The organism is Salinibacterium sp. CAN_S4 (genome assembly GCF_015752305.1).
Taxonomy (GTDB): Bacteria; Actinomycetota; Actinomycetes; order Actinomycetales; family Microbacteriaceae; genus Rhodoglobus.
Genome location: NZ_JADOVB010000003.1, coordinates 122274 through 147565 on the forward strand (window position 1 = coordinate 122274; position 25292 = coordinate 147565).

The window sequence follows — 25292 nt, forward strand, 5'->3', positions numbered from 1 at the left end:
CGATGGGCCTATTGGGCGATCGCATACATCGCGACGGCAGCCGTCGCCGCGACGTTCAGGGAATCGATGCCGTGCGCCATCGGGATCCTCACCACCGTATCTGCGGCGTCCAGGGCCTCGGGCGTGAGCCCTTCCCCCTCCGCCCCGAGCACCAGTGCGACCCGCTCCGGCGCTGCCGCCGCGAACTCGCGCAGGGATACGGCATCCGGAGAAAGCGCGAGGGCGGCGATGTGGAAACCGGAAAGCTGCTGTCTCGCTTCGGCCCACGAGCCGATCCTCGACCATGGCACCTGCAGCACAGTGCCCATCGAGACCCTGATCGCACGCCGATAGAACGGATCCGAACAGCGGGCCGTGACCAGCACGGCGTCTGCGCCGATGCCGGCAACAGACCGGAAGATGGCACCGACATTGGTGGGATCGGCGACGTTCTCGAGGATGACCACCCGCCGCGCCGCGGCCAGCACCTCCTCGACCTCCCGAAGCGCCGGCCTGTGCATCGACGCGATGAGCCCGCGGTGCAGCAGATAGCCCGTGAGCTGCTCCAGCACGTGCGGTGGGCCGGAGAATACCGGCACGTCGGGGCCTACCAGGGCGACCGCTTCCTCGACGGTGTTACCGAGTGCGAGCACCGACCGCGGACGGTGCCCTGCCCGAAGGGCGCGCTCGAGCACGAGCGCAGACTCGGCGATATAGAGCCCGTGCTCCGTGCCCTGTGCCTTCTTCAACGCCACGTCGGTCTGGTGGGAGTAGTCGCTGAGCCTCGGGTCTGAGAGATCCGTGATCGGGATGACGGGCACTGTTCAGTCCACGGGGTGGGTGTCGAACAGGATGACCGTGCGCCCCTGCTGGTCGAAGCCCTGGGCGGCCGCGGCGATCGCGCCACCGGGTTGTTCGAACCTCAGCCAGTACCGCACTCCGGTGATGTCCGCGCCCTCGACAGCCGGCACCAGATCCGGCTGGTTGCCGTCGAGTTCCCCGTATTCGGTCGACAGGGTGAAGAGCGCACCGTCGGGAATGGTCACCTCTGCACGGAACTCGGGAGACTGCTCAGACTCGCGCGAGAATCCACTCACCACCTCGGCACCCTCGGGCAGGTCCACCCCGCTCAGGGCCGTCACGCTGCCGAGGGAGAGCTCGGTGCATGGCGCCCAGGTGATGCGGCACAGCCCGGCTTCGGTCTGGGCGAAACCACCGACAACGATCGTGCCCACAGCCACGATGGCGCCGAGAGCGAGCCCCGCCAGAACCAGCGACACACCCAGCCTCAGTCCCTGCCCCCGTTCACGGACGGGCTCGACGTCCCTGGCTTCCGCGAGCGGCTCGAATTCCGGCTCGTTGTCGTCCAGCTCATTGTCGTCAGCCATCGAGACTCGAGGTGGTGACCGTGGCACCAGCCGCGGCGAGTCGGTCGAGGGCAGCAACACTCGACTCCGGTGCCACCCCGGCCACGAGGTCCGTGAGCACCCTGACGGTGAATCCGGCTCCGAGCGCGTCTGTGGCCGATGCGAGAACGCAGTAGTCCGTGGCGATGCCGGCGACGTCGATCGTGGTCACCCCGAGTCGCGACAGCGCATCCTGAACTGACTCCCCCGAGCCGGTGGTGCCTTCGAAGATCGAATAGGCCGGGATTCCCTGGCCTTTGTGCACATGGATGACGCCGGGGCCGAGATCGAGCGCGGCGTGGTACTCAGCACCGGGAGTTCCCGCGATGCAGTGCACGGGCCACGAGTCGACGAAGTCGGGTGACCCACTGAAATGTCCGCCGTTGTCGTTATCGCCGTCGTGCCAGTCACGGGAGGCGAAGATGTGATCGTACGATCCAGGATGCTCCGCCAGCAGCCGCGAGATCCCCGCTGCCACGGCACCCCCGCCTGCCACGCCGAGTGCCCCACCCTCGGTGAAGTCGTTCTGCACATCGATGATGAAAAGTGCCGAGCTCACAGTTCGCACTCCAGGTCAGTTATTGCTCAGGTTGTTGCCGCAGGCGTACACCGCGGCGACGAGGGTGTCGAGTGATTCGCGGGTATCGAAGGTGATGGCGTCGCCGAGACCGTAGAAGGCGAAGGTGAGCACGGCAGCATCCGCAGCCGTCACCGATCCCGCCAGGGACCGCTCGTGAAAGATCCAGCCGGATTTCGCGTGCGTCGCCGATCCGGCAGCGGCGTTGTCTCCCGTGAAACGTTCAGCGAGGTCGCCTGAGGCGCCGCCGATCGGCAAGCCGTCGAACACCACGTCCAGGCCGTTGTCGCCGTTCCTGATCTTGGCCATCAACTGCGCCATGAAGACGGGGGGAACCGCGTTGTACGCACTCACGCCCGATCCGTCTGTGATGGTGAGCACCTCGGTTCCGGTCATCCCGAGCCCGGATAGCGCGGAGCGCATGAGTTCCTGGAGTGATGCGGACGAACCACCGAGGCCCTGCTTCACGGAGCTGGCTCGCGCCAGCATCTCGGCGAGAGCGTTGTCACTCGTCATCAGCATCTGGCTCACGAGGGTGGAGACGGGCTGCGAGGTCACTTCGGCGAGCACTGCGGACCCAGTGGCCTTGCCCGGGGCGAAGGTCACACCCGTGAGGCCAGCGGCCGCGGTGAAAGCCTGGCCCGCGCGCACGATCGGATCTTCGCCTCTGGGGCTGATGAGCTGTGTGGGGTCGGCCCGGTCGCCATCGACCATCAGTGCCGTGATGAACGGCTGGTAACCCGCGGTCCGCTCCGAGGTCGGCCATGACGGGTTCCAGTTATCCGTGGGGTCCCAGAGCATGGAATCCAGGATGATACTCGTGATGGGCACCCCCGGATGGGCCGCCGTGTACTTCTCCATCGCCGCTTTCGCCAGATCCGCGATGAGCGGCGCGCCCGTGTAGACGCTGTCGGGCGAGGTCGACAGCGTCGCATCCCCGCCCCCCACCAGCACGATGGTTCCCGGTGCCGTGCCGTCGACGACCTTCGTCGACAGGGTCGCATCCGGTCCCAGCGTCGCCACCGCGGTTGCCGCCGTCAGCAACTGCAACGCGCCAGCGGGGCTCTGGGGCGAGGCTCCCGATCGGTCGAACAGTGTCGCTCCCGTGGCGGCATCGACAACCGATGCTGCGAGGGTTCCGAGCAGCGGATCAGCCGCGGCAGCGCCCACCGAACACGTACGAAGACTCACCGCCGGCAGTGCGGAATCGGGCTGGACCCTGCCCGGTTTTTCCGTGGATGTGCTCGTCGGGACGGCCACGACAGCGTTACTCGCGGGTGCGGCGGACACCCCGAGGAATACTGCCCCTGTGCCGAGCAACACGAACACGAGCGCAAGCGCGGTAATCAACCAGGCCATCGGATGTTTGGCAATCACTGCCCGGATGCCGCCGCCCGACTTTCCCTGGGGTGTCCGCGCCTCACTCATCGGTCAATGATACCGAGAGCAGGGCTGTGACCCCGGCGGGCTCAGCAGGTTGTCCAGCGCGCCGCAGCCCTGACGAAGGAGACGGGCTCGTCGATGCCGCCGTGGCTCATCGCGAATGCGATGCACGCTCCAACGATGCTGGACCCCGGGCGGTACAGCGAAGCCCGGTGAGAGGTCGAGTTCCACCACTTCTGCGCCACCGTCGCGCCGGTGTTACCCGAGCCGCCTGCGAGGTTGCCGTCACACCCTGTACTCGGAACGCCGTCGATCCGTACAGAGCCGACGTGGCCCCACGCATCCATCGGGTCGGGACTGGGTGATTCGGCCATCCAGAACAGTCGCGCTTCCATGCACGAGTCGTAACGGAAGTTGCTGTAGGAGATCGGCTCGAGGCAGTTCGCCATCCTGATCGCGTTGTACTGGGAAGCGAATGACACCAGGTCGGCCGAGGTGGTTCCCTGGACACCGCCAGCGGACGTCACACCGGGGGCCGATCCGACGACGCCACCTGCGGAGGCAGGGCAGCCGGGAAGTTGTGGTGCTCCTGCACCTCCGGTGTTCACGGCCCCGCTCCCCGCGATCACCGGTACGGACTTCGGCACGGGTTTCTGAGCAAGTCGCTCCCAGCCCTGGCTGACAACGCCCATGGATGCCGCCGTGCTCTCGAGGACAGGTTCGGGGGCGACCCTGGTGGTCGTGGCGATCTCAATCCGAGGTGCAGCAGCGATCGAGGCCGCTACCGGGACGGGCACGGTCGCGAGCGGTGGGGCAGTCGTGCCGGCATCAGCGACCACCGATGTACTGAGCACCGGGCCCGCCCCGCCGCCGATGGTCAGCGCGAGAACCAGACCGGTCGTGAAGACCGTCGACAGGACAGCAGATCTTTTCATGGTGTGTACCCCCGTACCACAGCGGCACAATCCCCCAATAGCGTGTGCCCGCGGGTACAAGCTATTGGTACTACGGGGCCACCCGCAAGCAGTGAGGGACAGGATCAACCAGTCGACCCCACAACTGGGGGTGTTTCGTTGCGGAATGTCCCATGAATGGGGGACATACTCCGCTACCGGGTTGAGTTGCGGAGCCGCCTAAGAGAATCGAACTCTTGACCTTCTCATTACGAGTGAGATGCTCTACCGACTGAGCTAAGGCGGCGGGCCCGGGTTACCCGAGGCACAGCATGAAAGCCTAGCCGAGATTCGGTGCCATCATGACACTCAGCCCCGCGACGGGGAAAAGAGGGTCTTCAGCTCGCCGAACGACTCAGTCAGGCGCTCGGTCAGCTTCGACGGCGATTCGCCCAGCGCCCAGCTGGTCCAGGCGTGACGCATGGTGGCAAACGACACGAGAGTAATAAGCCTGGCCCGCTCGCCGAGTCGATGTGGATCAGCAGCGAGGTTTGGCTCGTCCACGGAAAGCCTGCGTGCGATCACCGCCGCAACCTCCTCCTCGAACACACGCATCGTGGCCATCCTCATGGCGAAAAGGTGGGGATACTGCTTCAGCAATGCGTGCCGGCGATGAAAGATCTCGACATCATTGCTCGAGGCCTCCCCCGCGCTGATGAGCAGGGTCGTGATGTCCTCGAGCAGGCTGCCCGCACTGCCACCCGTGACGAAACGCTCCACCTGCTCGCCGGACGGCAGCTCGGGGGGATTGCCCATGAGCGCCTCCTCTTTCGAGGCGAAATAGTTGAAGAAGGTGCGAGGAGAGATATCCGCGATCCGGCTGACCTCGTCGACCGTCACTCCCTCGAGCCCGCGCTCGGCCACAAGATCCAGCACGGCGAGCTGGATCGACCGCCTGGTCGCGAGCCGTTTGCGTTCGCGCAGGCCGGGTGCGGTGGGATCCATCGTCATGCTGTCATTCTTGCACATCGTGCAATTTTGCAGTGATCAAAGGCGGCCCGGACGGCTCACCACACACGGAATGTCAGCACAGAGGGTCGGCTGCTGGCACAGTTCCGTTGATCAGGTACTCGTCCACCGCGTCATTCACGCAATCGTTGGATTTGTTGTATGCCGTGTGACCCTCACCGTCGTACGTGACCAGGTGGCCGTTCTCGAGAGTCTCCGCGACAGTCTGTGCCCACGTGTACGGGGTTGCCGGGTCATTCGTGGTTCCCACGACAAGGATGTCCGCCGAACCTTCAGCGACGATCGGAGCGCGGCCACGTTTCGCCGGGACCGGCCAGTTCGGGCATCCTGTGCCACCCCACGACATCTGGGGGCCGAGGACCGGCGCGAGCTCCGTCAACTCCGCTGCCTCCGCTCGCATCTGCGCAACGTTCCCGTCACCTCGAGCGTCCAGGCAATTGATGCCGATGAACGCCTCCGTCTGGTTCTCGGCATAGTTGCCGTCGACATCGCGGCCGTTGTAGGTGTCCGCGAGCTGGAAGGCGTAATTCGCATCACCCTCGAAGACACTCGTGAACAGCTCGCGCAGCGAGACCCAGCTGTCGGGGTTGTACAGGGGCAGGATGATCGCGGTGAACATCGCGCTGCTGCCCAGTTCCCGGCCGTCGTCGCTGGCCAGCGGGCTCGCGTCGAGGCTGTCGAGCAGCGCGCGAATCGTGGTCATCGAGGCATCCACCGAACCGGGAAACGGGCAATCCTCGACCGAACCGCAGTCTTCGAGGAACGCTCTCAGCGCACTCTCGAAGCCCTGAGCCTGGGTGGCTGTGCCCTCGAAATCGTCGGACGCCGGATCGACTGCCCCATCCAGCACGAGCCTGCCCGTCTTATCCGGGTAGAGGTCGGCATAGACCTGCCCGAGCAGGGTGCCGTAGGAATACCCGAGGTAGTGGAGCGTGGTGTCGCCCAGGATCGCGCGCAGCATGTCGAGGTCGCGGGCGGCACTGATCGTATCCACGTTGCCGAGCAGCGGCCCCGTCAGTTCGAGGCACCGCTCGCCAAACTGTTTCGTCGATGCGTTGGCGGCAGCGATCCAGTCGTCCGAGCCCGGAGTGCCGGGCAGGATGTCGTACAGGTACGCGTCGAGTTCGGCGGGGTCCGTGTAGCAGGTGACGGGCGTGGAGCGGTTCACACCGCGGGGGTCGAAGCCGACGATGTCGAAACTCGACTGCAGCCGCTCGTCTGTCGCAAAGTCGACGCTGTCTTTGACGAAGTCGACTCCGGAGCCACCGGGCCCACCCGGGTTCACCAGCAGCGAGCCGATGCGGGCAGAGGATGTCGCGGGCTGGCGCACGAGTGCGAGTTCGATGGATTCGCCACCGGGGACTGCCCAGTCGAGCGGGGCCGTCGCCGTCGAACACTGCATTCCGCCGTCGCAGTTCGACCATTCCAGGATCTGGGAGTAGAACGGGGAAAGCTCCGCCGCAACGTCCTCACCCGTCGGCGCGGATGTCGTGTTCGCCTCGGGCGGCATGAACCACGAGACGCACCCGCTGAGGGGCACCAGCACCGCCATGGCAATCGCGACAGCGGCGACGCTGCGACGTTTCACCTCCGGCCTCCGCGGATAGCGGTGATCAGCATCGCCTCGAGAGCCAGCGCCGGGGGCACATTGCTCTCGATGCGTTCGCGGGCTGTGGCGATGGCATCCATGGTCGCCAGCGTATCGACGGCAGTGCAGCCCTCCCCCGCGACCCTGAGCCTGTCGAGGATTCTCAGGTTGATCGGCTCCCCCGGTACACCGAGCTGCAGCAGCAGGATGTCGCGGTACAGCGTCAGCAGGTCGACCATGATCCGGTCGATACCGTCCCTGAGGCTCCTGGTGGCGCGTCTCTTCTGGTCGTCGTCGAGATTTCTCAGCTGGCTTCGAAGCGCCGGGGGGATGGTGCCTCCCGGCTCGATCCCGAGGGATCGCATGGCCGAATTACGTTCTTCCGTATCGCGCTGCTCGGTGATCGCCACCGCATCGGACTTCGCCAACTCGAGCAGTGACGCGGCAGCCATCACGGCACCGGACACCGAGCGGATGCCCAGCGCGATGTCGAGGGTGCGTTCACGGCGCTCCCGCGCGTCGGCATTCGTCGCCAGACGGTGGGCCATGCCGATGTGCGACTGGGCTTCGCGGGCCGCGCGGGTGGCGGTCGCGGCATCCACACCATCACGGCGTTCGAGCAGCGCGGCGACTTCAGCGATGTCCGGCACCCGTAACCGCACCGTGCGCACCCGCGAACGGATCGTCGGGATGAGGTCGGCCTCGCTGGGAGCGCACAGGATCCACACCGTGCGCGGCGGAGGTTCTTCGAGCGCTTTGAGCAACACATTCGACGTGCGTTCCGCCATGCGATCGGCGTCCTCGATGACCATCACGCGGTATCGACCGACCGACGGCGAAAATTGCGAGGTCGCGACGAGCGCGCGTACCTCCTCGATGGCGATGATCACCCGCTCCGTGCTCAGCACGGCAAGATCAGGATGGGTGCGGGCGGCCACCTGCCGGGCTGCTGCCGCATCCCCGTCCGGGTCACCCGGGCTCAGGAGGGCGGTCGCGAACGCATACGCGAGGTTGGATCGGCCAGAACCCGGAGGGCCCGTGATAAGCCAGGAGTGGGTCATGGACGAGTCGCCGGATCCGCCGATCGCCGACGCCGCGGCAGCAGCCTCCACGATCGCGATCGCTTCGGGTTGACCTGTCAACTCGTCCCAGACTGCCATAGGCCCAGCCTAAGCGCTGCGCCCGACAGCACGCTGCGACCAACGCTGTGACCAATGCTGTGGCCGTGCTGTGGCTGCGCCGCGGGGCGGGTGACGGGTCACTATGCGAGCAGCGACTCGACCCTGGCGCGGATCGCGGCGGCGATCGATTCGACGCTGTCGCGGGCATCCAGCACCAGGAAGCGCCCGGGCTCTGCGGCGGCCAGCTGGAGATACCCGGCGCGTACCCGGCCGTGGAAGTCGATGGCTTCGGCCTCGAGGCGGTCGTAGCGCGTTCGCGAATCGGCGAGCCGGTCTTTGCCCGCGTCTTCGTGAAGGTCGAGCAGCACCGTGAGATTCGGAAGCAGGCCCTCGGCCGCCCACAGCGAGATGTCCCGCACGTCGTCACCGCCGAGCACTCGACCGGCGCCCTGGTAGGCGACGGACGAGTCGAGGTAGCGATCCTGCACAACGACGTCGCCACGCTCGAGGGCGGGGCGGACTTTCGTGGCGATGTTGTGGGCACGGTCGGCCGCGTAGATGAGCGCTTCGGCCCTGGGAGCGATCTCGCCTCGACGGTGGAGCACGATCTCTCTCAGCTCGAGACCGAGATCGGTTCCCCCGGGCTCGCGCGAGACGACGACAGTGCGACCCGAGCCTTCCAGCCATTCCACGAGGATGGCGGACTGGGTGGATTTACCCGACCCGTCGCCCCCCTCGAGGGTGATGAACAACCCCGCCACTAGTCGACGGAGACGGGTGCAGCAGCTGGCGTCGTGGCCGCTGCTGCGCTCGAGGCGGTCTTTCGCGCGGCGGGTTTACGCACGGCAGGTTTGCGCACAGCAGGCTTGCGCACCACGGGTGGCGTGGGTGCAGCATCAGCTGTCGTCGACGCCGCCGATGCTGCGGGCTTCTTCGCGGCGGGCTTTTTGGCAGCGGGCTTCCTGGCAGCGGGCTTCTTCACTGCCGGTTTCTTTGATGCTGGCTTCTTTGCTGCCGGCTTGCGCGCGGCGGGCTTCTTGGCCGGCCCCTTGGCGCGCTTATCCGCGAGCAGCTGCACGGCGCGATCGAAATCGATGTCGTCGATGTTCTCGCCGCGCGGGATTGTCGCGTTGGTCGTGCCGTCCGTGACGTAGGCCCCGAAACGGCCATCCTTGATCTTGATCGGCTTCTCGCTGACCGGGTCAGCCTCGAATTCCTTGAGGGCGCTGGATGCCGCCCGCCCGCCGTATTTCGGCTGGGCGAACAGTTCGAGCGCGCCGGCCAGGTCGATCTCGAAGATCTGGTCTTCACTCGTGAGTGACCGTGTGTCCGTGCCCTTCTTCAGGTAGGCACCGAAGCGACCATTCTGCGAGAGGATCTCGGCGCCGGTCTCGGGGTCGAGCCCGACAACCCGGGGCAGCGACAGCAGCGCGAGGGCCGTGTCGAGGTCGACTGTCGCGAGATCCATCGACTTAAAGATGGATGCCGTTCGCGGCTTGACGACGGCGACCTTCTTGGCCTTCTTCTCCTTGAGTTCGCCCGTCTTCTTATCGAGCACATATTCGGGTTCGACGGGAGCCGGCTCCGGCTCGAGTTCGGTCACGTACGGGCCGAAGCGACCGTCTTTGGCGACGATCTCTTTGCCGTTCTCCGGGTTCAGACCGATCACGCGGTCGCCGACGACGGGAGCGTCGATCAGTTCGCGCGCCTTCTCGGCGGTCAGCTCATCCGGAGCCAGTTCCTGCGGGATGTTGACGCGACGCGGCGTCTCGGGATCGTCACCGGGGGCTTCGAGGTACGGGCCGTACTTGCCGATGCGCAGGGTGACGTCATCCGCGATCCTGATCGAGTTGATCTCTCGCGCGTCGATCTCGCCCATGTTGTCGATCACGGTGCGGAGTCCGCGGTGCTTCTCGCTGCCGAAGTAGAAGCCCGTGAGCCACTCGACCCGATCGGCCTCGCCACCGGCGATGCGGTCGAGGTCGTCTTCCATGCCCGCAGTGAAGTCGTACTGGACCAGGTCGGAGAAGTACTCCTCGAGCAACCGCACGACAGAGAACGCGATCCAGTTCGGCACAAGGGCCTGGCCGCGAGGGGTGACGTACCCGCGGTCGATGATCGTCGAGATGATGGATGCGTACGTCGACGGGCGCCCGATACCGAGCTCTTCGAGCGTCTTGACGAGGCTCGCCTCCGTGTAGCGGGGCGGTGCTGACGTCTCGTGCCCTTTGGCCTCGACCTCGACCAGCGACAGCGACTGCCCCTCGGTCAGCGGTGGGAGCTTCGCCTCGGTCGGCTCGGCGGTTTCATTGCGGACCTCGTCACGGCTCTCCTCGTAGGCGTGCATGAAGCCGCGGAAGGTGATGATCGTGCCGGTCGCGACGAACTCGGCGATGGAACCTGCCGGCGTGGGGCCCGCACCGATGGTGATGGATGCGGTCGAGCCTTTCGCATCCGCCATCTGGGATGCGACGGTGCGCTTCCAGATCAGGTCGTACAGCTTGAAGTCGTTGCCTCGAAGGCTCGACGCTACCTCGCTCGGCGTGCGGAACGTGTCACCCGATGGGCGGATCGCCTCGTGAGCCTCCTGCGCGTTCTTGCTCTTGCCGGAGTAGAGGCGCGGCTTATCGGGCACCGTCTCGGCTCCGTAGAGGCTTCGTGCCTGGTTGCGGGCCGCGTCGATCGCCTGCTGCGAGAGCGTCGGCGAGTCGGTTCGCATGTAGGTGATGTAGCCGTTCTCGTAGAGCGACTGCGCCACACTCATCGTCTGGCGTGCCGAGAACCTGAGCTTGCGCCCGGCCTCCTGCTGCAGCGTCGACGTGGTGAACGGGGCCGCTGGCCGGCGCGTATACGGCTTCGACTCGACGGAGTTGACGGTGATGGTGGTGCTCGGGTCGCGTAGAGCTTTCGCGAGGGAGTGTGCCGACGCCTCATCGACGACGGTGGCGTCACCTTTGAGATTTCCCTTGTCGTCGAAATCCCGACCTGCCGCTATGCGCTTGCCATCCAGACGCACGAGCCGTGATTCGAACTGCTGCGTCGAGGTCGTCGGAGTGAACTGCGCGATGAGATCCCAGTAGCCAGCGGTGACGAACGCGAGGCGCTCGCGTTCGCGGTCGACGACGAGCCGGGTCGCTGCGGACTGCACCCGTCCCGCAGAGAGCCCGGGGCCGACCTTGCGCCAGAGCACCGGCGAGATCTCGAAACCATAGAGTCGGTCGAGGATGCGGCGGGTCTCCTGGGCATCGACGAGCGCCGTATCGAGCGCGCGTGGGTTGTCGATAGCGTGCTTGATCGCCTCCTTGGTGATCTCGTGGAAGACCATGCGATGCACGGGAACCTTCGGCTTGAGCTCCTGCAGCAGGTGCCATGCGATGGCTTCACCTTCGCGGTCCTCATCAGTCGCGAGGTAGAGCTCGTCGGCGCTCTTGAGCGCTCTCTTCAGGTCGGCGACGGTCTTCTTCTTCGCGTCGGACACGACGTAGTAGGGCTCGAAGCCGTTTTCGACGTCGACGGAGAACTTGCCGAGCGTGCCTTTCTTGAGTTCGGGCGGCAGGTTCTTCGGCTCGATCAGGTCGCGGATATGGCCAACCGAAGACTGCACCTCGTAGCCATCGCCGAGGTACTGGGCGATCGTCTTTGCCTTGGTGGGCGACTCGACGATGACGAGTTTCTTCGTGCCGGGCACGGTACTCCTTGGGTTGGGACGAACGGGATGGCGTGAATGCCCCCTGTCAGCGACACCATACACACACAAACCGCACTCTCACCTAATCCACAGGTGAGTCACCGGGGCCCGCCGTCGCCGCCGCAGTGACCGACACGCCCAGCATCATCCGAGCCGCGACGACCGTCACGATCAGCCCGTCAACGTCGCACGAGACGATGGATGCCCCATTCGCCGCGGCCACTCGCTCCGCCACTTCACACGGCATGCCTGGCACGATACCGACGGCGGTGTCAGCGCCAGCGAGGGCCGCCGCGTCTGCCGCGCCAGCGACGGACTGCCGGGTCGCGAGCCCCATGTAGAGAGGGAGAAGCATCACGAAGAGTGCGGTGATCGCCCCGAGGATCGCGACGGTGAGGATCGAGCCCGAACCGTTGTCACTCACTGTGCGCCACATGTCACAACCCGCCCGTCACGGTCCGCTTGTCAGAGTTCCACCGCCAAAGCCCGCCGGTCACAGTCCGCCCGTCACAGCCCGCCGCCAAGGGCACAGCTCGATGCGGAAAGAGTGAAGCCAGCAATAGTGCCCGTCGCCACCCTCGGCTGGTCCGACAGCGTCACACAGTCGATGTCGCCGTCCGAGCGCTCAGTGACTGTCGCTCCCGGCGCGAGTCGCGAGGCAGTGACGGCTGCTGAGTCGCCGCGGGCGAGTGACCGCGCTGCGGCGGCCGCGGCATCCTGCAATCGCACTTGCTGCCCGGCGACCTGCACTCCCGCCAGGCAGAAGGCGAGCACGAGGATGACCGCCGGCATCGTCACGGCAAACTCCGCCGTGATGCTGCCGTCGTCGTGCCCGGCCCCACCCCCGCCTGCAGCGCTGCCGATCATCCCGGGATCGACAGCGCCGTGCGGATGATGTCCGTCAGCAGCCCGCGCACCTCATCCGAGCGCATGATGACCACCAGCAGCCCGGCGAAGCCGACCGCCGCCATCGTGGCGATCGCATACTCGGCGGTCGCGGCACCCTCTTCTTTTCGCAGCAGCTTCCGAGCCGCGGCTACACTTCCTGACATCGTGCATCCTGTTCTGGCCGAGCACATCCAGTCTCATGGGATGCCGCGCGCTGCGGCATTCTCCGCGTCAATCGGTGCGGAAGAAGCGGAGGCAGAGCGTGGGGAAGACGAGTGACTATTTCGTGGCTGCGCCGTAGCTGACGTACTTCCACGAACGCGGCGTGATGCGGTTGAATACCCGGTCATCGACGGCGGCGAGCGCCAGTCGCTTCGACTCGCTCGTGCCGAACATCGCGAGGAACCCCGAAGACCGAACCTCAGCGGTCGAGAATCCGGCGAGCAACTCCGTCATGTGGGCGAAAGTCGGATAGCGCCAGGACGTTCCGCGAATCCGGTATGCGATGGAACGCGCCAGCCGGTGAAACACCGTGCCGCGGATATTCTCGGCGAAGAGGAGGGTTCCGCCGGGCTTGAGTGATTTGAGGATCTGGGTCATTGCCTGGGTCTGAAGGGACCCGACACCGCCGAGCACCGACTTGAAGATGACGACGTCGAAGTGGTTCTCGAAGGGAACATCTGTGACGTCGATATCGCGATACTCGATATTCTCCGACACCCCGTATTTCTGGTGCAGAGGCTCAGCCATAGCCTGCGTGTTGGTGAGGTTCGAGCAGACGACGTTGTGCCCTTTGAGCGCGAGCCAGAGAGACGGCCCACCCGGCCCTGCGCCGATCTCCAGGCAGGTGAGCGGTGAATCACCCTGCGGAAGGGACTCCTCCCACAGGTCGACCGCCACGGCCCAGGTACGCACATCCCAGACCAATACATCTTTCAACAGGGTGTCGTGTTCGCCGGGTGTCGCCTCCATGATCCAGCCAGAGTATCGTGCCGACCTGCCGTCAGAACGAACCGACTGTCGACGTGATGACGGCGACCAGGAGCGGCAACACCCCCAGCACCATGAATGCCGGCAGGATGCACAACCCGAGCGGCAGCATCAGGCGCACCCCGAGCGCCGCTGCACTCTCCTGCGCTCTCGCGGTGGCGACCCTGCGGAGTTCCTCGGCCTCACTCGTGAGGAGGTCGGCGGCCGGCACCCCCGCACTCCGTGACAACTCGAGCACCTCATCGACGCCGACGACGGCAGGAAGAGAGAACCGCACGACCGCCTCATCCACGATGGACCTGGCGTGATCGAGCGCGTTACCGCCGCTCACGGCAATCGCCATGAGATCACAGCTGATGCCGGGCGCTGGGTCTTTCGGGCGCGCTGCCACCACCATGGCTGCGTTCCATCTCCACGCGGTTGCCATCAGAGCCGCACCCACAGCAAGGCAGACCCAGCCGACCGGTGTGCCGAACAGCACAGCGAGAGTATTGAAACCCAGCGCCATCCCGAACAACACCCCCACGACGGGCAGGGCCAGCACCATCCTGGCCGTGGCGGCCGGCGCCGCGAGCGCCACCGAAGCGTCTCGCTGGGTCTGGGCGAGGTCACGCAAGGACTGGGCATACCGTCTCAGGCACGGAGCGAGCGGAGCTCCGGCCCGCGTCGCGACCGTCCAGGCGGCTGCCAATCCACGCCAGGCTGCACCCTCGACCGGGTCGAGCGCCTCGACCTCTGCCAGCACCGTGTCGGCCACTGGTGCTGACGGGGACGCCGCAACCCGCGCTGCCACGACCGACCCGGTGGATGTCGCCACATGCTGCCAGGCCGATCCAGGGGTCACCCCCGCAGCCAGCAGCACCGAGAGTCGTTGCGTCACCGCGGCGACCTCAGCGAGAGGCTCCGTGCGTGACGGGACCGTGCGGCCGCGGGCTCTCACGGCGACTCCACCACGAGAAGTCGACCCCGATCATCCAGCGCGAAACTGCCGACCCGCTCGAGTCGGCGCACGCCGTGCCGCCGCTCGAGATGCAGCACGGCGCCTATGGCGCTCACGGCCTGTCGCGCGATCGCCGTCGGACCGAGGCCGGCGAGAGCTCCGAGGGCCTCAAGCCTCGCCGGCACGTCGGCCAGGGAGTTCGCGTGAAGAGTTCCCCCTCCCCCATCGTGACCGGTGTTCAGCGCCCCGAGAAGTTCGCGGATCTCGGCGCCGCGACATTCGCCGAGCACGAGCCTGTCCGGGCGCATCCGCAATGCTTCCCGGAGCAACCTCGCCAGGCCCAGGCCGCCCGCACCCTCGAGATTCGCCTGTCGCGCTTCGAGGGACAGGAAATGAGGATGCTGCACCCGCAGTTCGCTGACATCTTCGATCGCGATGATCCGTTCGGTCGCGGCCGCCTCCCCCAGGATCGCTGACAACAGCGTCGTCTTGCCGCTGCCGCCCGCGCCGGTGATGAGGATATTCTGCCGAGTGGCCACGAGCTGGCGGACGACTGCTGACGCGACGTCGTCGAAGAATCCCGCGCTCTCGAGGTCGCCCAGCGAAAGCGGTTGCTGATGCGGGATACGAATGGAGAGCAGCGTCCCCTGGGGCGATATCGGCGGAAGAACGGCATGCACGCGGATTCCATCGTGGATGCGGGTGTCCACACACGGGTTCGACTCATCGATGTGTCTCCCGCCGAGGGCTACAAGCCTGACGGCGAACTCACGTAACTCCGCCTCGATGAAACCCATCGCCGGTTGCCGTTCGAGACCCGCACCCCGATCGACCCAGACCTCCCGGCCGCCGTTGACGAAGATGTCGGTGACGCCCGGGTCGGCGAACAGCGACCGAAGCGGCCCGAAATCCGCGCTGCCGACCCGACGGACAGCGGGAAGGGGTGTGCCGGGATCAGGCCCTCCGGGACGCCGGACGACAAAGGGCACAGGGTCCGGTTCGAACGACATGGCAGCACGGTAGCCCCCATCCCGACCCGAACCGACGTGCGGAATGAGAACTGTGGGCACGGCCTGCACAGTCACACTGTGGACAGGACGAGCGCCTCGGTCGCTCGAAACACCGTTAAAAAGAGGGGCGGCGCCTATTGGGGGGAACAGGCGCCGCCACGGCAGCGCGGGATTGGGGGGAATCACGTGCGCTGCCAGTCAAATGTGACTTTGACTGAGTCATTGTATCGCACGGGGGCGAAGGCGCAATGAGAGTTTGGGTAGTATCGGAGAGTTCGCTTTGTACACACACTTCGCGGTTCCTGGCAGGCCGCGTGATCGACGAGGATCTCATGTCCACAAATTCGATTGACAGCCTGCTGCACGAATCACGCCGGTTCCCGCCGACCGATGAATTCGCGGCATCAGCCATTGCCAGCCCGACCATCTACGACGACGCCAAGGGCGATCGGGTGGCGTTCTGGGCCGACCAGGCCCGCGACATCCTGCACTGGCATAAGCCTTTCACCGAGACTCTCGACTGGTCGAATGCGCCAGTCGCGCGGTGGTTCGGTGATGGGGAGCTCAACGTCGCCTACAACTGCCTCGACCGCCACGTGATCGCCGGAAACGGCGACAGGGTGGCCATCCACTGGGAAGGCGAGCCTGGCGACAGCCGGAGCTATACCTATTCCGAGTTGACGGCCGAGGTGAAGCGCGCGGCCAACGCCATCGCCGCTCTCGGCATCGGGCAGGGCGACAGGGTCGCCGTCTACATGCCGGTCATCCCCGAAGCGGTCATCGCAATGCTCGCCATTGCGAGGCTCGGAGCCGTGCATTCTGTCGTGTTCGGTGGATTCAGTTCGGAGAGCCTCCGCAGCCGCATCGACGACGCAAGCGCGAAACTGGTGATCACCGCCGACGGTGGCTGGCGCAAGGGGAAGGTGTTCCCCCTCAAGGCTGCGGTCGACGGAGCACTCGAGAACGGGACATCCACCGTCACCAATGTGCTGGTCGTCAAGCGTGGCGACAACGACGTCGAGTGGACAGAGGGTCGCGACCTCTGGTGGCACGACGAACTGGCCAAGGCAGACCCCGAGCACGAGGCGCAGGGGTTCGAGGCGGAGAATCCGCTGTTCGTGCTCTATACCTCCGGAACCACGGGCAAGCCGAAGGGCATCCTGCACACGAGCGGGGGCTACCTGACCCAGGTCGCCTTCACTCATAAGAATGTCTTCGATCTTCACCCCGAGACCGACGTCTACTGGTGCACCGCCGATGTGGGCTGGATCACCGGCCACAGCTATGTCGTCTACGGTCCGCTCGCTAACGGCGCGACCCAGGTCATGTACGAGGGAACGCCGGACACTCCCCACTCTGGCCGGTGGTGGGAGCTCATCGAAAAGTACAGGGTGTCGATCTTCTACACGGCACCGACGGCGATCCGCTCCTTCATGAAGATCGGGCGTCAGGTTCCGCAGGGCTTCGACCTCAGCTCGATCAGGGTGCTCGGCTCAGTGGGCGAACCCATCAACCCCGAGGCGTGGATCTGGTACCGGGATGTGATCGGCGCCGGCACCGCGCCCATCGTCGACACGTGGTGGCAGACGGAGACCGGCGGCATCATGATCTCCGCGTTGCCCGGACTCACGACGCTCAAGCCCGGATCGGCACAGGTACCGGTGCCCGGTGTGAAGATCGACATCCTCGGTGAAGACGGCACTCGAGTCGATCCGCCGCAGGGCGGTCTGCTCGTGGTGTCGGAACCCTGGCCGGCCATGCTGCGCGGCATCTGGGGCGATCCTGAGCGCTTCAAGGAGACCTACTGGTCGCGATTCTCGACGCCAGCCGCCGATGGCGTGGATGCCGAGTGGAAGTACTTCGCCGGTGACGGTGCGCACGTCGACTCCGATGGCGACATCGTGCTGCTCGGTCGCGTCGACGACGTGATGAACGTGTCGGGTCACCGTCTGTCCACACAGGAAATCGAGTCTGCGCTGGTCTCGCACCACATGGTCGCCGAGGCCGCTGTGGTCGGAGCCGCGGATGAGGCGACCGGACAGGCCGTCGTGGCCTTCGTCATTCTGAAGTCGAACCAGGCCGTCGCGATGACGGTGGATGAGGCATCCGCCCTGCTACGGACTCATGTGTCGCAGCAGATCGGGGCGATCGCCCGTCCCCGCCAGGTGTTCATCGTCTCTGAGCTGCCCAAGACGCGCTCAGGCAAGATCATGCGCAGGCTGCTTCAGGATGTCGCTGAGGGCCGCGAGATCGGCGATACGACGACGCTCGCAGACACCTCGGTGATGCAGATCATCTCCGACAGGCTGAAGTAAGGCACACCACCGCCGAGTGTTCCGCTTCTGCCGCCGTGAGCAGGTTGCTGGCAGCGGAAGCGGAACACTCGAGGGTTCGGCGAGCTACATTCTTTCGGCGAGCAGCCTCTCGGCCGTGTCGAGGTCGCTGAACGGCACTCGCTGGTCGCCGATGATCTGGTACGGCTCGTGGCCTTTGCCCTGGAGCAGCACGACGTCGTCTGGGCCCGCTGCATCGATCGCATAGGCGATCGCGGTCGCGCGGTCACGGATCTCGACAACGCGCTCGGGATGCTCGAAGCCCGCCCGGATGTCGTCGAGGATGTGGTCGCCGTCCTCGAAGTGCACGTCATCATCCGTGACGATGACGAGGTCGGAACCGGCCTCCACGATGCGCGCCATCTCGGGCCGCTTGCCGGGATCGCGGTCACCTGTCGCGCCGAAGACTGTGACCAGCCGGGAGTGACCGGAGTCCCGCAGCGCGGTGACGGCCTGCTGCACGGCATCCGGAGTGTGCCCAGCATCCACCACCACGAGCGGCAGCGACGGGGACGGCTGGATGCGCGTCATCCTGCCGACCACGGGGGTGAGTGGTCCGAGGAGTTCGGCGACGCGCGCGGCGGGGACACCCTGGGCGTGCAGCACGCCGGCCACCGTGAGCAGGTTGTCGACATTGAAGCGGCCGATGAGTGAGCTCGCGACTGCATGTCTCGTGCCGTCGATCCTGAGATCGAAGCGCAGGCCCTGCGTGGTGAGTTCGACGTTGTCGGCCGAGACCGTCGCGTCGGCGTGCCCGTGAGAGCTCAGGCCGATGCGGCGGATTCCTTCCCCGAGAGTGGTGAAGTGCTCGAGCCCGAACGCGTCGTCGAGGTTGACGACGGCAGCGGTGATCCCGGGCAGGGTGAAGATCTTCGCCTTCTGCCGCGCGTACTCCTCCATCGTGCCGTGGTAGTCCAGGTGGTCCCTGGTGAAGTTGGTGAAAGCGACGATGTCGAATTCGACGGCGTCCACCCTGCCCTGCTCGAGGGCGTGCGAACTGACCTCCATCGCGACATCCTTGACGCCTCTCGCGACGAAGTCCGCGAGGAACTGGTGCACGGTCGACACCTGGGGTGTGGTCATGCCCATGTTGATCCGCGGGTCGCCCGTGACGCCGGCACCGAGGGTCCCGATCGTCGCCGATGCTGTGCCGAGCGCGTTCCACGCCTGGGTGAGAAGGTGCGCGGTCGAGGTCTTTCCATTGGTTCCGGTGATTCCGACCATCGTCATCGCCCGGGATGGATGCCCCGCAAAGTCGTCGGCCATACGCCCGAGTACTGCCTTCAGCCCGGCCACGCCGTACACGTGCTCCGGCAGCTCGCCCGCGAGCTCCGTGCCGTCCAGGAGCTCCGTGCCGTCGAGAAGCTCCGTGGCATCCACGAGCACCGCCGCGGCACCGCGGTCGAGGGCATCCTGCACCCATGGAAGGGCGGGCGCCCCTGGTCGTCCCAGCGCGATGAAGACGTCACCCGGTTCAAGGGCTCTGCTGTCCTGCACGAGCCGACGCCCGCGGACCACGATGCCGGTGAGAGCGTCGTCATAGCGGCCGAGGTCGAGGTCGTGCGGTGTCGCACTGGCGCCGGCCTGGCCGTCTGACCAGACCTCCATCATGCGAACCCCATCATGCGAACTCGAACAGGAACTCGATCTCCACGGGAGCATCGAGCGGGAGCACGGCGACCCCGACAGCGCTGCGGGCATGGATCCCCGCGTCACCGAAGATCTCGCCGAGCAGTTCAGAAGCGCCGTTGATAACACCGGGTTGGCCCGTGAACGACGGGTCTGAGGCGACGAAACCGACGACTTTCACGACGCGGGTGATGCGGTCGAGAGAGCCGAGCACGTTCTTCGCGGCGGCGAGCCCATTGAGCACGCAGGTGCGGGCGAGATCCTTCGCGGTGTCTGCGTCCACGTCGGCGCCGACCTTGCCGGTGAATGCCAGCTTTCCCTCGACGGAAGGCAGCTGTCCCGAGGTGTAGACGAGGTTTCCGACGATCACGGCGGGAACATAGGCCGCAACGGGTTTCGCCACGGACGGGATCGAGATACCGAGTTCGGCGAGGCGGTCATCCAGTGCTGACATCAGGAATCTTCTTTCTGTCTCTTCAAATAGGCGACGAGTCCACCTTCGGGACCGGTCACCACCTGGACCAGTTCCCACCCCTCAGATCCCCAGTTATTGAGGATCGCGGAGGTGTTGTGGATGATGAGCGGCGTAGTGAGGTACTCCCACTTGGGCATTTGTCGGCTTCCGTTCAGCTTGGAATACGGGATCGTCCCGTACCCTGAGTCTATGTCTGCCCAAAAACCCCCCCGTAGAGGCGTCATCTCCGGCATTGCCGGACTCCTCGGTTTCAGCCTTCTTTCCGGAGTCCTGGTGACCGTCATGGTGGCCCCTGCGATCGCGGTTACCGGCGTGACAGCGTCGAGCACCATCGGCGTGTTCGACAGCCTGCCCGAGTACATCAACATCGGCCAGCAGGCCCAGCGCAACGAGATCTGGGCCACGTTCACCGGTGAGGGCAACGTCAACGGCCACGCACTGATCGCCACGATCTACGACCAGAACCGCGAGGAAGTCAACTACGACCAGATCTCGAAGTTCGCCCTGGACGCCACGGTCGACGGCGAGGACGCGCGCTTCTTCGAGCACGGCGGAGTGGATGTCTCGTCGGTGGTTCGTGCCGCGCTCGCCAACCTGCGTTCCGGCGAGGTGGAGAGTGGGGCATCCACCCTCTCTATGCAGCTGGTCAAGAACATCGCCACCCAGGAAGCCGAGAATCTTCCCACCCAGGAAGAGCGTGACGCCGCCTACGAAAAGGCCAAGCAGGAGTCTTTCGACCGCAAGTTGAAAGAGATGAAGCAGGCGATCGGCCTCGAGAAGAAGTACACGAAGAAGGAAATCCTCACCGCGTACCTCAACATCGCGAACTTCGGCAATGCGACCTACGGCATCCAGGCCGCAGCCCAGCGGTATTTCAGCGTCAATGCTAGCGACCTGAACCTCGCCCAGGCGGCGAGCCTCGTGGCAATCGTGCAGTACCCGAACCAGCGCAACCTCGGTGATCCCGCGAACTACGAATCCAACACCGAACGCCGCAACTACATCATCAATGCCATGTTCGGTGCCGGGAACATCACCGCCGCCGAGCGTGATGAAGCCATCGCGACCCCGGTGGACGACACCACCCTCAGGCTCCAGCCCGCCAAGAACGGATGCATCGCAGCAAACGACTACGCGAAGTTCTTCTGTGACTACGTCGTCAAGAGTGTCGGCGACTTCGCCTTCCTGGGCGGTAACGAAACGGAGCGCAGCGCAAACTGGAAGCGTGGCGGATACAAGCTCTATACGACCCTCGATATGGACGTGCAGATTCCCGCGCAGGTAGCGACCTGGACATACGCGCCCAACACCGAGACCGAGTTCGCCCTCGGAAGCGCGACCTCGACCGTGCAGCCCGGCACCGGTCGCGTGCTGGTCATGACCCAGAACAAACTCTTCGACGACACCGCAGAAGGCATCGGCTCTGTCGGCACAGCGGTCAACTTCAACACGAGCTACCAATACGGCGGATCGTCAGGATTCCAGCCGGGCTCGACCTATAAGGTCTTCACCCTCCTCGACTGGCTCAAGGCCGGCAAGGGAGTCGAAGAGCGAGTGAGCGGAAATCCGAACCGTCAGGAGCCGTTCAGCTCGTACACGGCCTGCGGATCCAAACTCAGCGGCGGCACGTTCTCGTTCAAGAACAACGCCGGTGAAGCCGGTTCGTACACCGTCCGCAGCGGAACGGTGAACTCGGTGAACGGCGCCTTCTTCTCCATGGCGAAGCAACTCGACCTGTGTGATATCCGCGATGTCGCCGCCAGTCTCGGCGTGGAGCGGGCCGACGGAGATCCTCTGGAAACCAACCCGACCTCGATCATCGGCACGAACACCGTCACACCCCTCAGCATGGCCGCGTCGTACGCCGCCATTGCCGCGAACGGCCTCTACTGCAAGCCGATCATTGTCGACAGCGTGACCATGCCTGATGGCTCGTCGGCCGCCGGGCAGAGCCCCGACTGCCGCCAGGCCATCGCACCGAACGTCGCCGATACCGCGATCGACGTGCTCAAGGGCGTCATGGTGACCGGCAACCAGGTGTACTCGAACCCGGATGACGGTATCCCGATCTTCGGCAAGACGGGCACCACCGACAGCGCGAACCACACCTGGATGGCGACCGGCACCTCGACGGCGGGAACCGTCGTCTGGGTCGGAAACATCATCGGGGACTACGACATCCTCGATTCCGGATACGCCGGGGTTGCCGGCATCCGGTTGAGGCACTACATCATGGAACCGACCGTAGCGTCGCTCAACGCCAAGTACGGCGGAGCGGACTGGCCAGCTCCCGATCCAGAGCTGATGACCGGCGGTGGCCAGAGCGTGCCAGACGTCACCGGACTCACTGCGGGTGCAGCTGAGACCATTCTCGAGGGCCTCGGATTCTCCTATGCCGACGGCGGAGCCGTCGACTCGTCCCTCGAAGCCGGTCGGGTAGTGAGCACGGATCCTCCCATTGGATCGATCTCCTCCAAGGGCACGACCATCACCGTGTACACGAGTAAGGGGAACCAGATCCCCTTCCCGGATGTGGTCGCCGACGGAAAGTCCAACGACTTCAACCAGGCGAGAACTCTCGTCCAGGCCGCGGGCTACCCGACTGTGGTGCAGACCTGTATCGTGCTCGCCCCGTCATCGGGACCGGGGCCCGTGCTTCCGACCGACCCGCGCGTAGGAAAAGTACAGGCCAGTAATCCTGCCCCCGGCGCTCCCACTGTGCCGGGTGCGACGGTGACGCTGGGCATCGGCAAGATCACCTGCTAGTGAGTTCATCCTCAGCACGGATCGTTGCCGCAGCGCTGGGTGCTGCGGCAACGGCGGGTGCCGCGGCGTTCGCGTGGGGTTCACTCGTCGAGCGCAATCGCTTCACCATCCGCCACGAGACTGTCGCCGTGCTCGAGCCCGGCGCCAGACCGCTCACGGTGCTGCATGTGGCCGACCTGCACATGGCGCCGTGGCAGTCGGCGAAGCAGGAGTGGGTGCGCTCGCTCGCGCTTCTCGAACCCGACCTCATCGTCAACACCGGTGACAATCTCGGTCACCCGGACGGAATCGACGGCGTGATCGAAGCACTGGCGCCTTTCGCCGGAGTTCCCGGGGTTTTCGTCAACGGATCCAACGACTACTTCGGCCCGCAGGCCAAGAACCCCTTTTCCTATTTCGGAGGACCGTCGTCCAGGCCGTCCCGCGCCGCCACGCTCGATACCGACCGCCTCGAAGCGTTCTTCGAGGACGACCTGGGATGGCTGTCACTCAACAACACCGCACGGGCGATCGAGATGCGCGGGTCGAGACTCGAATTCTTCGGCACCAACGACGCCCACCGCGGATGGGACAGGCTCGATAAACTGCCCGGCGTCATCGAGGAGATGCGCGAGAACGTGGGCTGGAACGACGACAGGTCAGGGCCAGAGGCGATCTCGATCGGTGTTACCCATGCCCCGTACCGGCGGGTGCTCGATTCTTTCGTCAACTACGGGGCCGAAATGATCTTCGCCGGGCACACCCACGGCGGCCAGGTCCGCATCCCCGGGCAACCCGCGCTCGTGACCAATTGCGACATTCCCCGTGACCAGGCGCAGGGCCTGAGCCTGTGGCATCACGCCCGCCACGCGGCCTATCTGAACGTGAGTGCCGGCATCGGGACATCCATCTACGCCCCCGTACGGTTCGCCTGCCCGCCCGAAGCGGTGGTTGTGACTTTGACGGCTCGAGATTTCAGCTATTCTTGAGGAGTTCGCGCTTCGGCGTGAATGATCGGGGTGTGGCGCAGCTTGGTAGCGCGCTTCGTTCGGGACGAAGAGGTCGTGGGTTCAAATCCCGCTACCCCGACACATTCCGGCCCACGGCCGGACAAAGAATCGCCCTCCTTTGGGAGGGCGATTCTTTGTTAAGTGCTGAAGATAGGCCCGCGCCTCAGGCGAAGTCAGGATCAGGTGCGCTTCCGTAGCTGAATTCGGCCCTGGGCCGCCAGCCGTTGTTGAGCACCCCGCCGCTCTCCTGGAGGTAGCAGGCCCCGCACAGCGACTCGTAGGTGACGTCGACACCGTCGATCGCCACCTGGTCGCCGTCGAAGATGTAGCGATCCCCCACCCGCCTGGCGTTGAAGACCGCCTTGCGACCACAACGGCAGATCGTCTTCAACTCTTCGAGGGAATGCGCGATCTCGAGCAGCCTGCGACTTCCGGGAAACGCGACGGTCTGGAAGTCGGTGCGGATGCCGTAGGCCAGCACAGGCACGCTCTCGAGGATCGCGATCCTCAGGAGGTCGTCGACCTGCCCCTCGGTGAGAAACTGTGCTTCATCGACGAGCAGGCAACTCACCGTCGACCCCGTGGAGGCGAGCACCTCGGCGCGCTGCGCGAGGAACTTCTCCAGTATGTCTTCGTCGGGAGCGATGGTGAAGTCGACCGGTCGAGTGACTCCGAGCCTCGACACGATCGCGGAGTCGCCCTTGGTATCGACCTGGGGTTTGGCGAGCAGCACATGGTGCCCGCGCTCTTCGTAATTGAATGCCGCCTGCAGTAACGCCGTGCTCTTACCGCTGTTCATCGCGCCGTAGCGGAAATATAGCTTGCTCATGATCCTTCTCTGCTCAGCGCAGGAAACCATCCTCGGCTGCCCGCCTGATGAGTTCGGTCTTCTTACTCGCCGGGCGATCCACCTTCGAATACTTTTCGCGTACACGTCGAAGATACGTCTTAGCCGTCTCATATTGCACATTCATGCGCTCGGCCACCTCGGGAGTGCTGAGCCCGGAGGCGTACAGCGTGAACGCCTGCGCCTCCCCCGCACTCAGCTTCGGGCGCACGCGCGCCGTGGCTCCCGTCGGCCGCGGACGCCAGTCGCGCTTGTCGGGGTCGGGCGCAACACCCATCACCGCGCGGGCGGTATCCATCACCTCACGCATCGGGAGTGTCTTCGAAAGGAAGGCGACAGCGCCTGCCGCGAGGGCCCGCTCACGCGCCTCAGGGGTATCGAGACTCGACAGCACTATGACTTTTGCTCCAGCGGCACGACACGTGCGCACTCGTGCTTCGATCGACACCGGTTCTTTGAGCTGGAAGTCGAGGAACACGAGGTCGGTCGGGAAGCTGCTGCTGTGCACGAGCTGGAGCCAGGTGCTGGCGCTCAGCACCAGGTCGAAGTCCGGAGCGTTCGCGCCGATCCAGCTCCCGAGACTGTCGAGGAGCAACTCGTGGTCATCGAGCACGGCGAGTCGTACTCGCGTCGGCGTGTGCTCGTCCGCGTCGCGCGCCGCAGAATCTGGGACTGTCATCGGGTGTTCCTCGGGGGTTCGGTGCATAGCGAGGCACGACGAATCCGCTGGGTGAAGGCGGCTCACCGTGCCCCACAACGGT

Annotated in this window: 24 protein-coding genes and 2 tRNA genes; 4 read left to right on the plus strand and 22 right to left on the minus strand. The window is 65.3% G+C overall.

What is annotated here, in order from left to right; genetic code table 11:
* Positions 1 to 8: 8 nt before the first annotated feature.
* The 17 genes from IWX81_RS09585 to IWX81_RS09665 form a co-directional block, all read right to left on the minus strand.
* Positions 9 to 800, minus strand: coding sequence for a TrmH family RNA methyltransferase (locus IWX81_RS09585; RefSeq protein WP_199281098.1), 792 nt, complete (start codon positions 798 to 800; stop codon positions 9 to 11).
* A 3-nt stretch (positions 801 to 803) separates the two neighbouring features.
* Positions 804 to 1367 (minus strand): hypothetical protein, encoded by a 564-nt coding sequence (locus IWX81_RS09590; RefSeq protein ID WP_199281099.1) that lies wholly within the window; start codon positions 1365 to 1367, stop codon positions 804 to 806.
* Entirely contained in the window at positions 1360 to 1944 is a 585-nt protein-coding gene (locus IWX81_RS09595; protein WP_199281100.1) for an isochorismatase family protein, read from the minus strand. The genes IWX81_RS09590 and IWX81_RS09595 overlap by 8 nt, the downstream gene beginning before the upstream one ends.
* A gap of 15 nt (positions 1945 to 1959) precedes the next feature.
* Positions 1960 to 3390 carry a D-alanyl-D-alanine carboxypeptidase/D-alanyl-D-alanine-endopeptidase gene (locus IWX81_RS09600; RefSeq protein WP_199281101.1) on the minus strand — a complete coding sequence of 477 codons (1431 nt, stop codon included), beginning with the start codon at positions 3388 to 3390 and terminating at the stop codon, positions 1960 to 1962.
* Between the two features lie 41 nt (positions 3391 to 3431).
* Positions 3432 to 4280 carry a hypothetical protein gene (locus IWX81_RS09605; protein ID WP_199281102.1) on the minus strand — a complete coding sequence of 283 codons (849 nt, stop codon included), beginning with the start codon at positions 4278 to 4280 and terminating at the stop codon, positions 3432 to 3434.
* Between the two features lie 192 nt (positions 4281 to 4472).
* Positions 4473 to 4545: transfer RNA gene (locus IWX81_RS09610), tRNA-Thr, on the minus strand.
* Between the two features lie 62 nt (positions 4546 to 4607).
* Complete coding sequence (locus tag IWX81_RS09615) at positions 4608 to 5249, minus strand: TetR/AcrR family transcriptional regulator (RefSeq protein ID WP_334593727.1); 642 nt, start codon at positions 5247 to 5249, stop codon at positions 4608 to 4610.
* A 73-nt stretch (positions 5250 to 5322) separates the two neighbouring features.
* A complete protein-coding gene (locus IWX81_RS09620) occupies positions 5323 to 6855 on the minus strand; it encodes an alpha/beta hydrolase (RefSeq protein WP_334593729.1) in 1533 nt (510 codons plus the stop codon).
* Complete coding sequence (locus IWX81_RS09625; protein WP_199281104.1) at positions 6852 to 8015, minus strand: DNA polymerase III subunit delta'; 1164 nt, start codon at positions 8013 to 8015, stop codon at positions 6852 to 6854. Before IWX81_RS09625 ends, IWX81_RS09620 begins: the two co-directional genes overlap by 4 nt.
* A 101-nt stretch (positions 8016 to 8116) precedes the next feature.
* Positions 8117 to 8737: a dTMP kinase gene (gene tmk, locus IWX81_RS09630; RefSeq protein WP_199281105.1), complete on the minus strand. Its 621-nt coding sequence runs from the start codon at positions 8735 to 8737 to the stop codon at positions 8117 to 8119.
* The gene (gene topA / locus IWX81_RS09635; RefSeq protein ID WP_199281106.1) at positions 8737 to 11664 is read right to left on the minus strand and encodes a type I DNA topoisomerase; all 2928 of its coding nucleotides are present in this window, start codon (positions 11662 to 11664) and stop codon (positions 8737 to 8739) included. Before topA ends, tmk begins: the two co-directional genes overlap by 1 nt.
* Before the next feature lie 82 nt (positions 11665 to 11746).
* Entirely contained in the window at positions 11747 to 12100 is a 354-nt protein-coding gene (locus IWX81_RS09640; RefSeq protein WP_199281107.1) for an Rv3654c family TadE-like protein, read from the minus strand.
* Between the two features lie 71 nt (positions 12101 to 12171).
* Positions 12172 to 12531, minus strand: coding sequence for a TadE family type IV pilus minor pilin (locus IWX81_RS09645; RefSeq protein WP_199281108.1), 360 nt, complete (start codon positions 12529 to 12531; stop codon positions 12172 to 12174).
* The gene (locus IWX81_RS09650; protein WP_334593734.1) at positions 12528 to 12716 is read right to left on the minus strand and encodes a DUF4244 domain-containing protein; all 189 of its coding nucleotides are present in this window, start codon (positions 12714 to 12716) and stop codon (positions 12528 to 12530) included. Before IWX81_RS09650 ends, IWX81_RS09645 begins: the two co-directional genes overlap by 4 nt.
* Positions 12717 to 12831: 115 nt before the next feature.
* A complete protein-coding gene (locus IWX81_RS09655) occupies positions 12832 to 13524 on the minus strand; it encodes a class I SAM-dependent methyltransferase (protein WP_199281110.1) in 693 nt (230 codons plus the stop codon).
* Between the two features lie 31 nt (positions 13525 to 13555).
* On the minus strand, positions 13556 to 14482 hold the full coding sequence (locus IWX81_RS09660) for a type II secretion system F family protein (RefSeq protein ID WP_199281111.1): 927 nt from the start codon (positions 14480 to 14482) through the stop codon (positions 13556 to 13558).
* Positions 14479 to 15492, minus strand: coding sequence for a TadA family conjugal transfer-associated ATPase (locus IWX81_RS09665; protein ID WP_199281112.1), 1014 nt, complete (start codon positions 15490 to 15492; stop codon positions 14479 to 14481). The genes IWX81_RS09660 and IWX81_RS09665 overlap by 4 nt, the downstream gene beginning before the upstream one ends.
* 332 nt (positions 15493 to 15824) lie before the next feature.
* Here IWX81_RS09665 and acs point away from each other — a divergent pair, with 332 nt between their 5' ends.
* Positions 15825 to 17807: an acetate--CoA ligase gene (acs, locus tag IWX81_RS09670; RefSeq protein ID WP_199281113.1), complete on the plus strand. Its 1983-nt coding sequence runs from the start codon at positions 15825 to 15827 to the stop codon at positions 17805 to 17807.
* Between the two features lie 84 nt (positions 17808 to 17891).
* Here the strand turns inward: acs and IWX81_RS09675 are convergent, their stop codons facing one another.
* From IWX81_RS09675 to IWX81_RS09685, 3 genes are read right to left on the minus strand one after another with little or no spacing between them, the layout of a single operon-like run.
* Positions 17892 to 19436, minus strand: a complete 1545-nt coding sequence (locus IWX81_RS09675) for a UDP-N-acetylmuramoyl-L-alanyl-D-glutamate--2,6-diaminopimelate ligase (protein ID WP_199281114.1) — start codon at positions 19434 to 19436, stop codon at positions 17892 to 17894.
* A gap of 10 nt (positions 19437 to 19446) precedes the next feature.
* Positions 19447 to 19908, minus strand: coding sequence for a RidA family protein (locus IWX81_RS09680; RefSeq protein ID WP_199281115.1), 462 nt, complete (start codon positions 19906 to 19908; stop codon positions 19447 to 19449).
* The gene (locus IWX81_RS09685; RefSeq protein WP_199281116.1) at positions 19908 to 20066 is read right to left on the minus strand and encodes a DUF4177 domain-containing protein; all 159 of its coding nucleotides are present in this window, start codon (positions 20064 to 20066) and stop codon (positions 19908 to 19910) included. Before IWX81_RS09685 ends, IWX81_RS09680 begins: the two co-directional genes overlap by 1 nt.
* 52 nt (positions 20067 to 20118) lie before the next feature.
* On the opposite strand from IWX81_RS09685, the gene IWX81_RS09690 reads away from it, so the two are divergent.
* From IWX81_RS09690 to IWX81_RS09700, 3 genes are all read left to right on the plus strand, one after another.
* Positions 20119 to 22695 carry a transglycosylase domain-containing protein gene (locus IWX81_RS09690; protein WP_199281117.1) on the plus strand — a complete coding sequence of 859 codons (2577 nt, stop codon included), beginning with the start codon at positions 20119 to 20121 and terminating at the stop codon, positions 22693 to 22695.
* Positions 22695 to 23663 (plus strand): metallophosphoesterase, encoded by a 969-nt coding sequence (locus tag IWX81_RS09695; RefSeq protein WP_199281118.1) that lies wholly within the window; start codon positions 22695 to 22697, stop codon positions 23661 to 23663. The genes IWX81_RS09690 and IWX81_RS09695 overlap by 1 nt, the downstream gene beginning before the upstream one ends.
* Positions 23664 to 23689: 26 nt before the next feature.
* Positions 23690 to 23763: transfer RNA gene (locus tag IWX81_RS09700), tRNA-Pro, on the plus strand.
* Between the two features lie 84 nt (positions 23764 to 23847).
* Here the strand turns inward: IWX81_RS09700 and IWX81_RS09705 are convergent.
* Together IWX81_RS09705 and IWX81_RS09710 are read right to left on the minus strand one after the other, a co-directional pair.
* Positions 23848 to 24513 (minus strand): thymidine kinase, encoded by a 666-nt coding sequence (locus IWX81_RS09705; protein WP_199281119.1) that lies wholly within the window; start codon positions 24511 to 24513, stop codon positions 23848 to 23850.
* 13 nt (positions 24514 to 24526) lie between these two features.
* A complete protein-coding gene (locus IWX81_RS09710; protein ID WP_199281120.1) occupies positions 24527 to 25210 on the minus strand; it encodes a DNA-binding response regulator in 684 nt (227 codons plus the stop codon).
* Positions 25211 to 25292 lie beyond the last annotated feature (82 nt).

Bases quoted from the DNA above. Each gene is read 5' to 3' on its own strand.
- IWX81_RS09590 (WP_199281099.1), bottom strand. From the start codon at position 1,367: ATGGCTGACGACAATGAGCTGGACGACAACGAGCCGGAATTCGAGCCG.
- IWX81_RS09600 (WP_199281101.1), bottom strand. From the start codon at position 3,390: ATGAGTGAGGCGCGGACACCCCAGGGAAAGTCGGGCGGCGGCATCCGG.
- IWX81_RS09605 (WP_199281102.1), bottom strand. From the start codon at position 4,280: ATGAAAAGATCTGCTGTCCTGTCGACGGTCTTCACGACCGGTCTGGTT.
- IWX81_RS09615 (WP_334593727.1), bottom strand. From the start codon at position 5,249: ATGACGATGGATCCCACCGCACCCGGCCTGCGCGAACGCAAACGGCTC.
- IWX81_RS09625 (WP_199281104.1), bottom strand. From the start codon at position 8,015: ATGGCAGTCTGGGACGAGTTGACAGGTCAACCCGAAGCGATCGCGATC.
- IWX81_RS09640 (WP_199281107.1), bottom strand. From the start codon at position 12,100: ATGTGGCGCACAGTGAGTGACAACGGTTCGGGCTCGATCCTCACCGTC.
- IWX81_RS09645 (WP_199281108.1), bottom strand. From the start codon at position 12,531: ATGATCGGCAGCGCTGCAGGCGGGGGTGGGGCCGGGCACGACGACGGC.
- IWX81_RS09650 (WP_334593734.1), bottom strand. From the start codon at position 12,716: ATGTCAGGAAGTGTAGCCGCGGCTCGGAAGCTGCTGCGAAAAGAAGAG.
- IWX81_RS09655 (WP_199281110.1), bottom strand. From the start codon at position 13,524: ATGGAGGCGACACCCGGCGAACACGACACCCTGTTGAAAGATGTATTG.
- IWX81_RS09665 (WP_199281112.1), bottom strand. From the start codon at position 15,492: ATGTCGTTCGAACCGGACCCTGTGCCCTTTGTCGTCCGGCGTCCCGGA.
- acs (WP_199281113.1), top strand. From the start codon at position 15,825: ATGTCCACAAATTCGATTGACAGCCTGCTGCACGAATCACGCCGGTTC.
- IWX81_RS09675 (WP_199281114.1), bottom strand. From the start codon at position 19,436: ATGATGGAGGTCTGGTCAGACGGCCAGGCCGGCGCCAGTGCGACACCG.
- IWX81_RS09680 (WP_199281115.1), bottom strand. From the start codon at position 19,908: ATGTCAGCACTGGATGACCGCCTCGCCGAACTCGGTATCTCGATCCCG.
- IWX81_RS09685 (WP_199281116.1), bottom strand. From the start codon at position 20,066: ATGCCCAAGTGGGAGTACCTCACTACGCCGCTCATCATCCACAACACC.
- IWX81_RS09690 (WP_199281117.1), top strand. From the start codon at position 20,119: ATGTCTGCCCAAAAACCCCCCCGTAGAGGCGTCATCTCCGGCATTGCC.
- IWX81_RS09705 (WP_199281119.1), bottom strand. From the start codon at position 24,513: ATGAGCAAGCTATATTTCCGCTACGGCGCGATGAACAGCGGTAAGAGC.
- IWX81_RS09710 (WP_199281120.1), bottom strand. From the start codon at position 25,210: ATGACAGTCCCAGATTCTGCGGCGCGCGACGCGGACGAGCACACGCCG.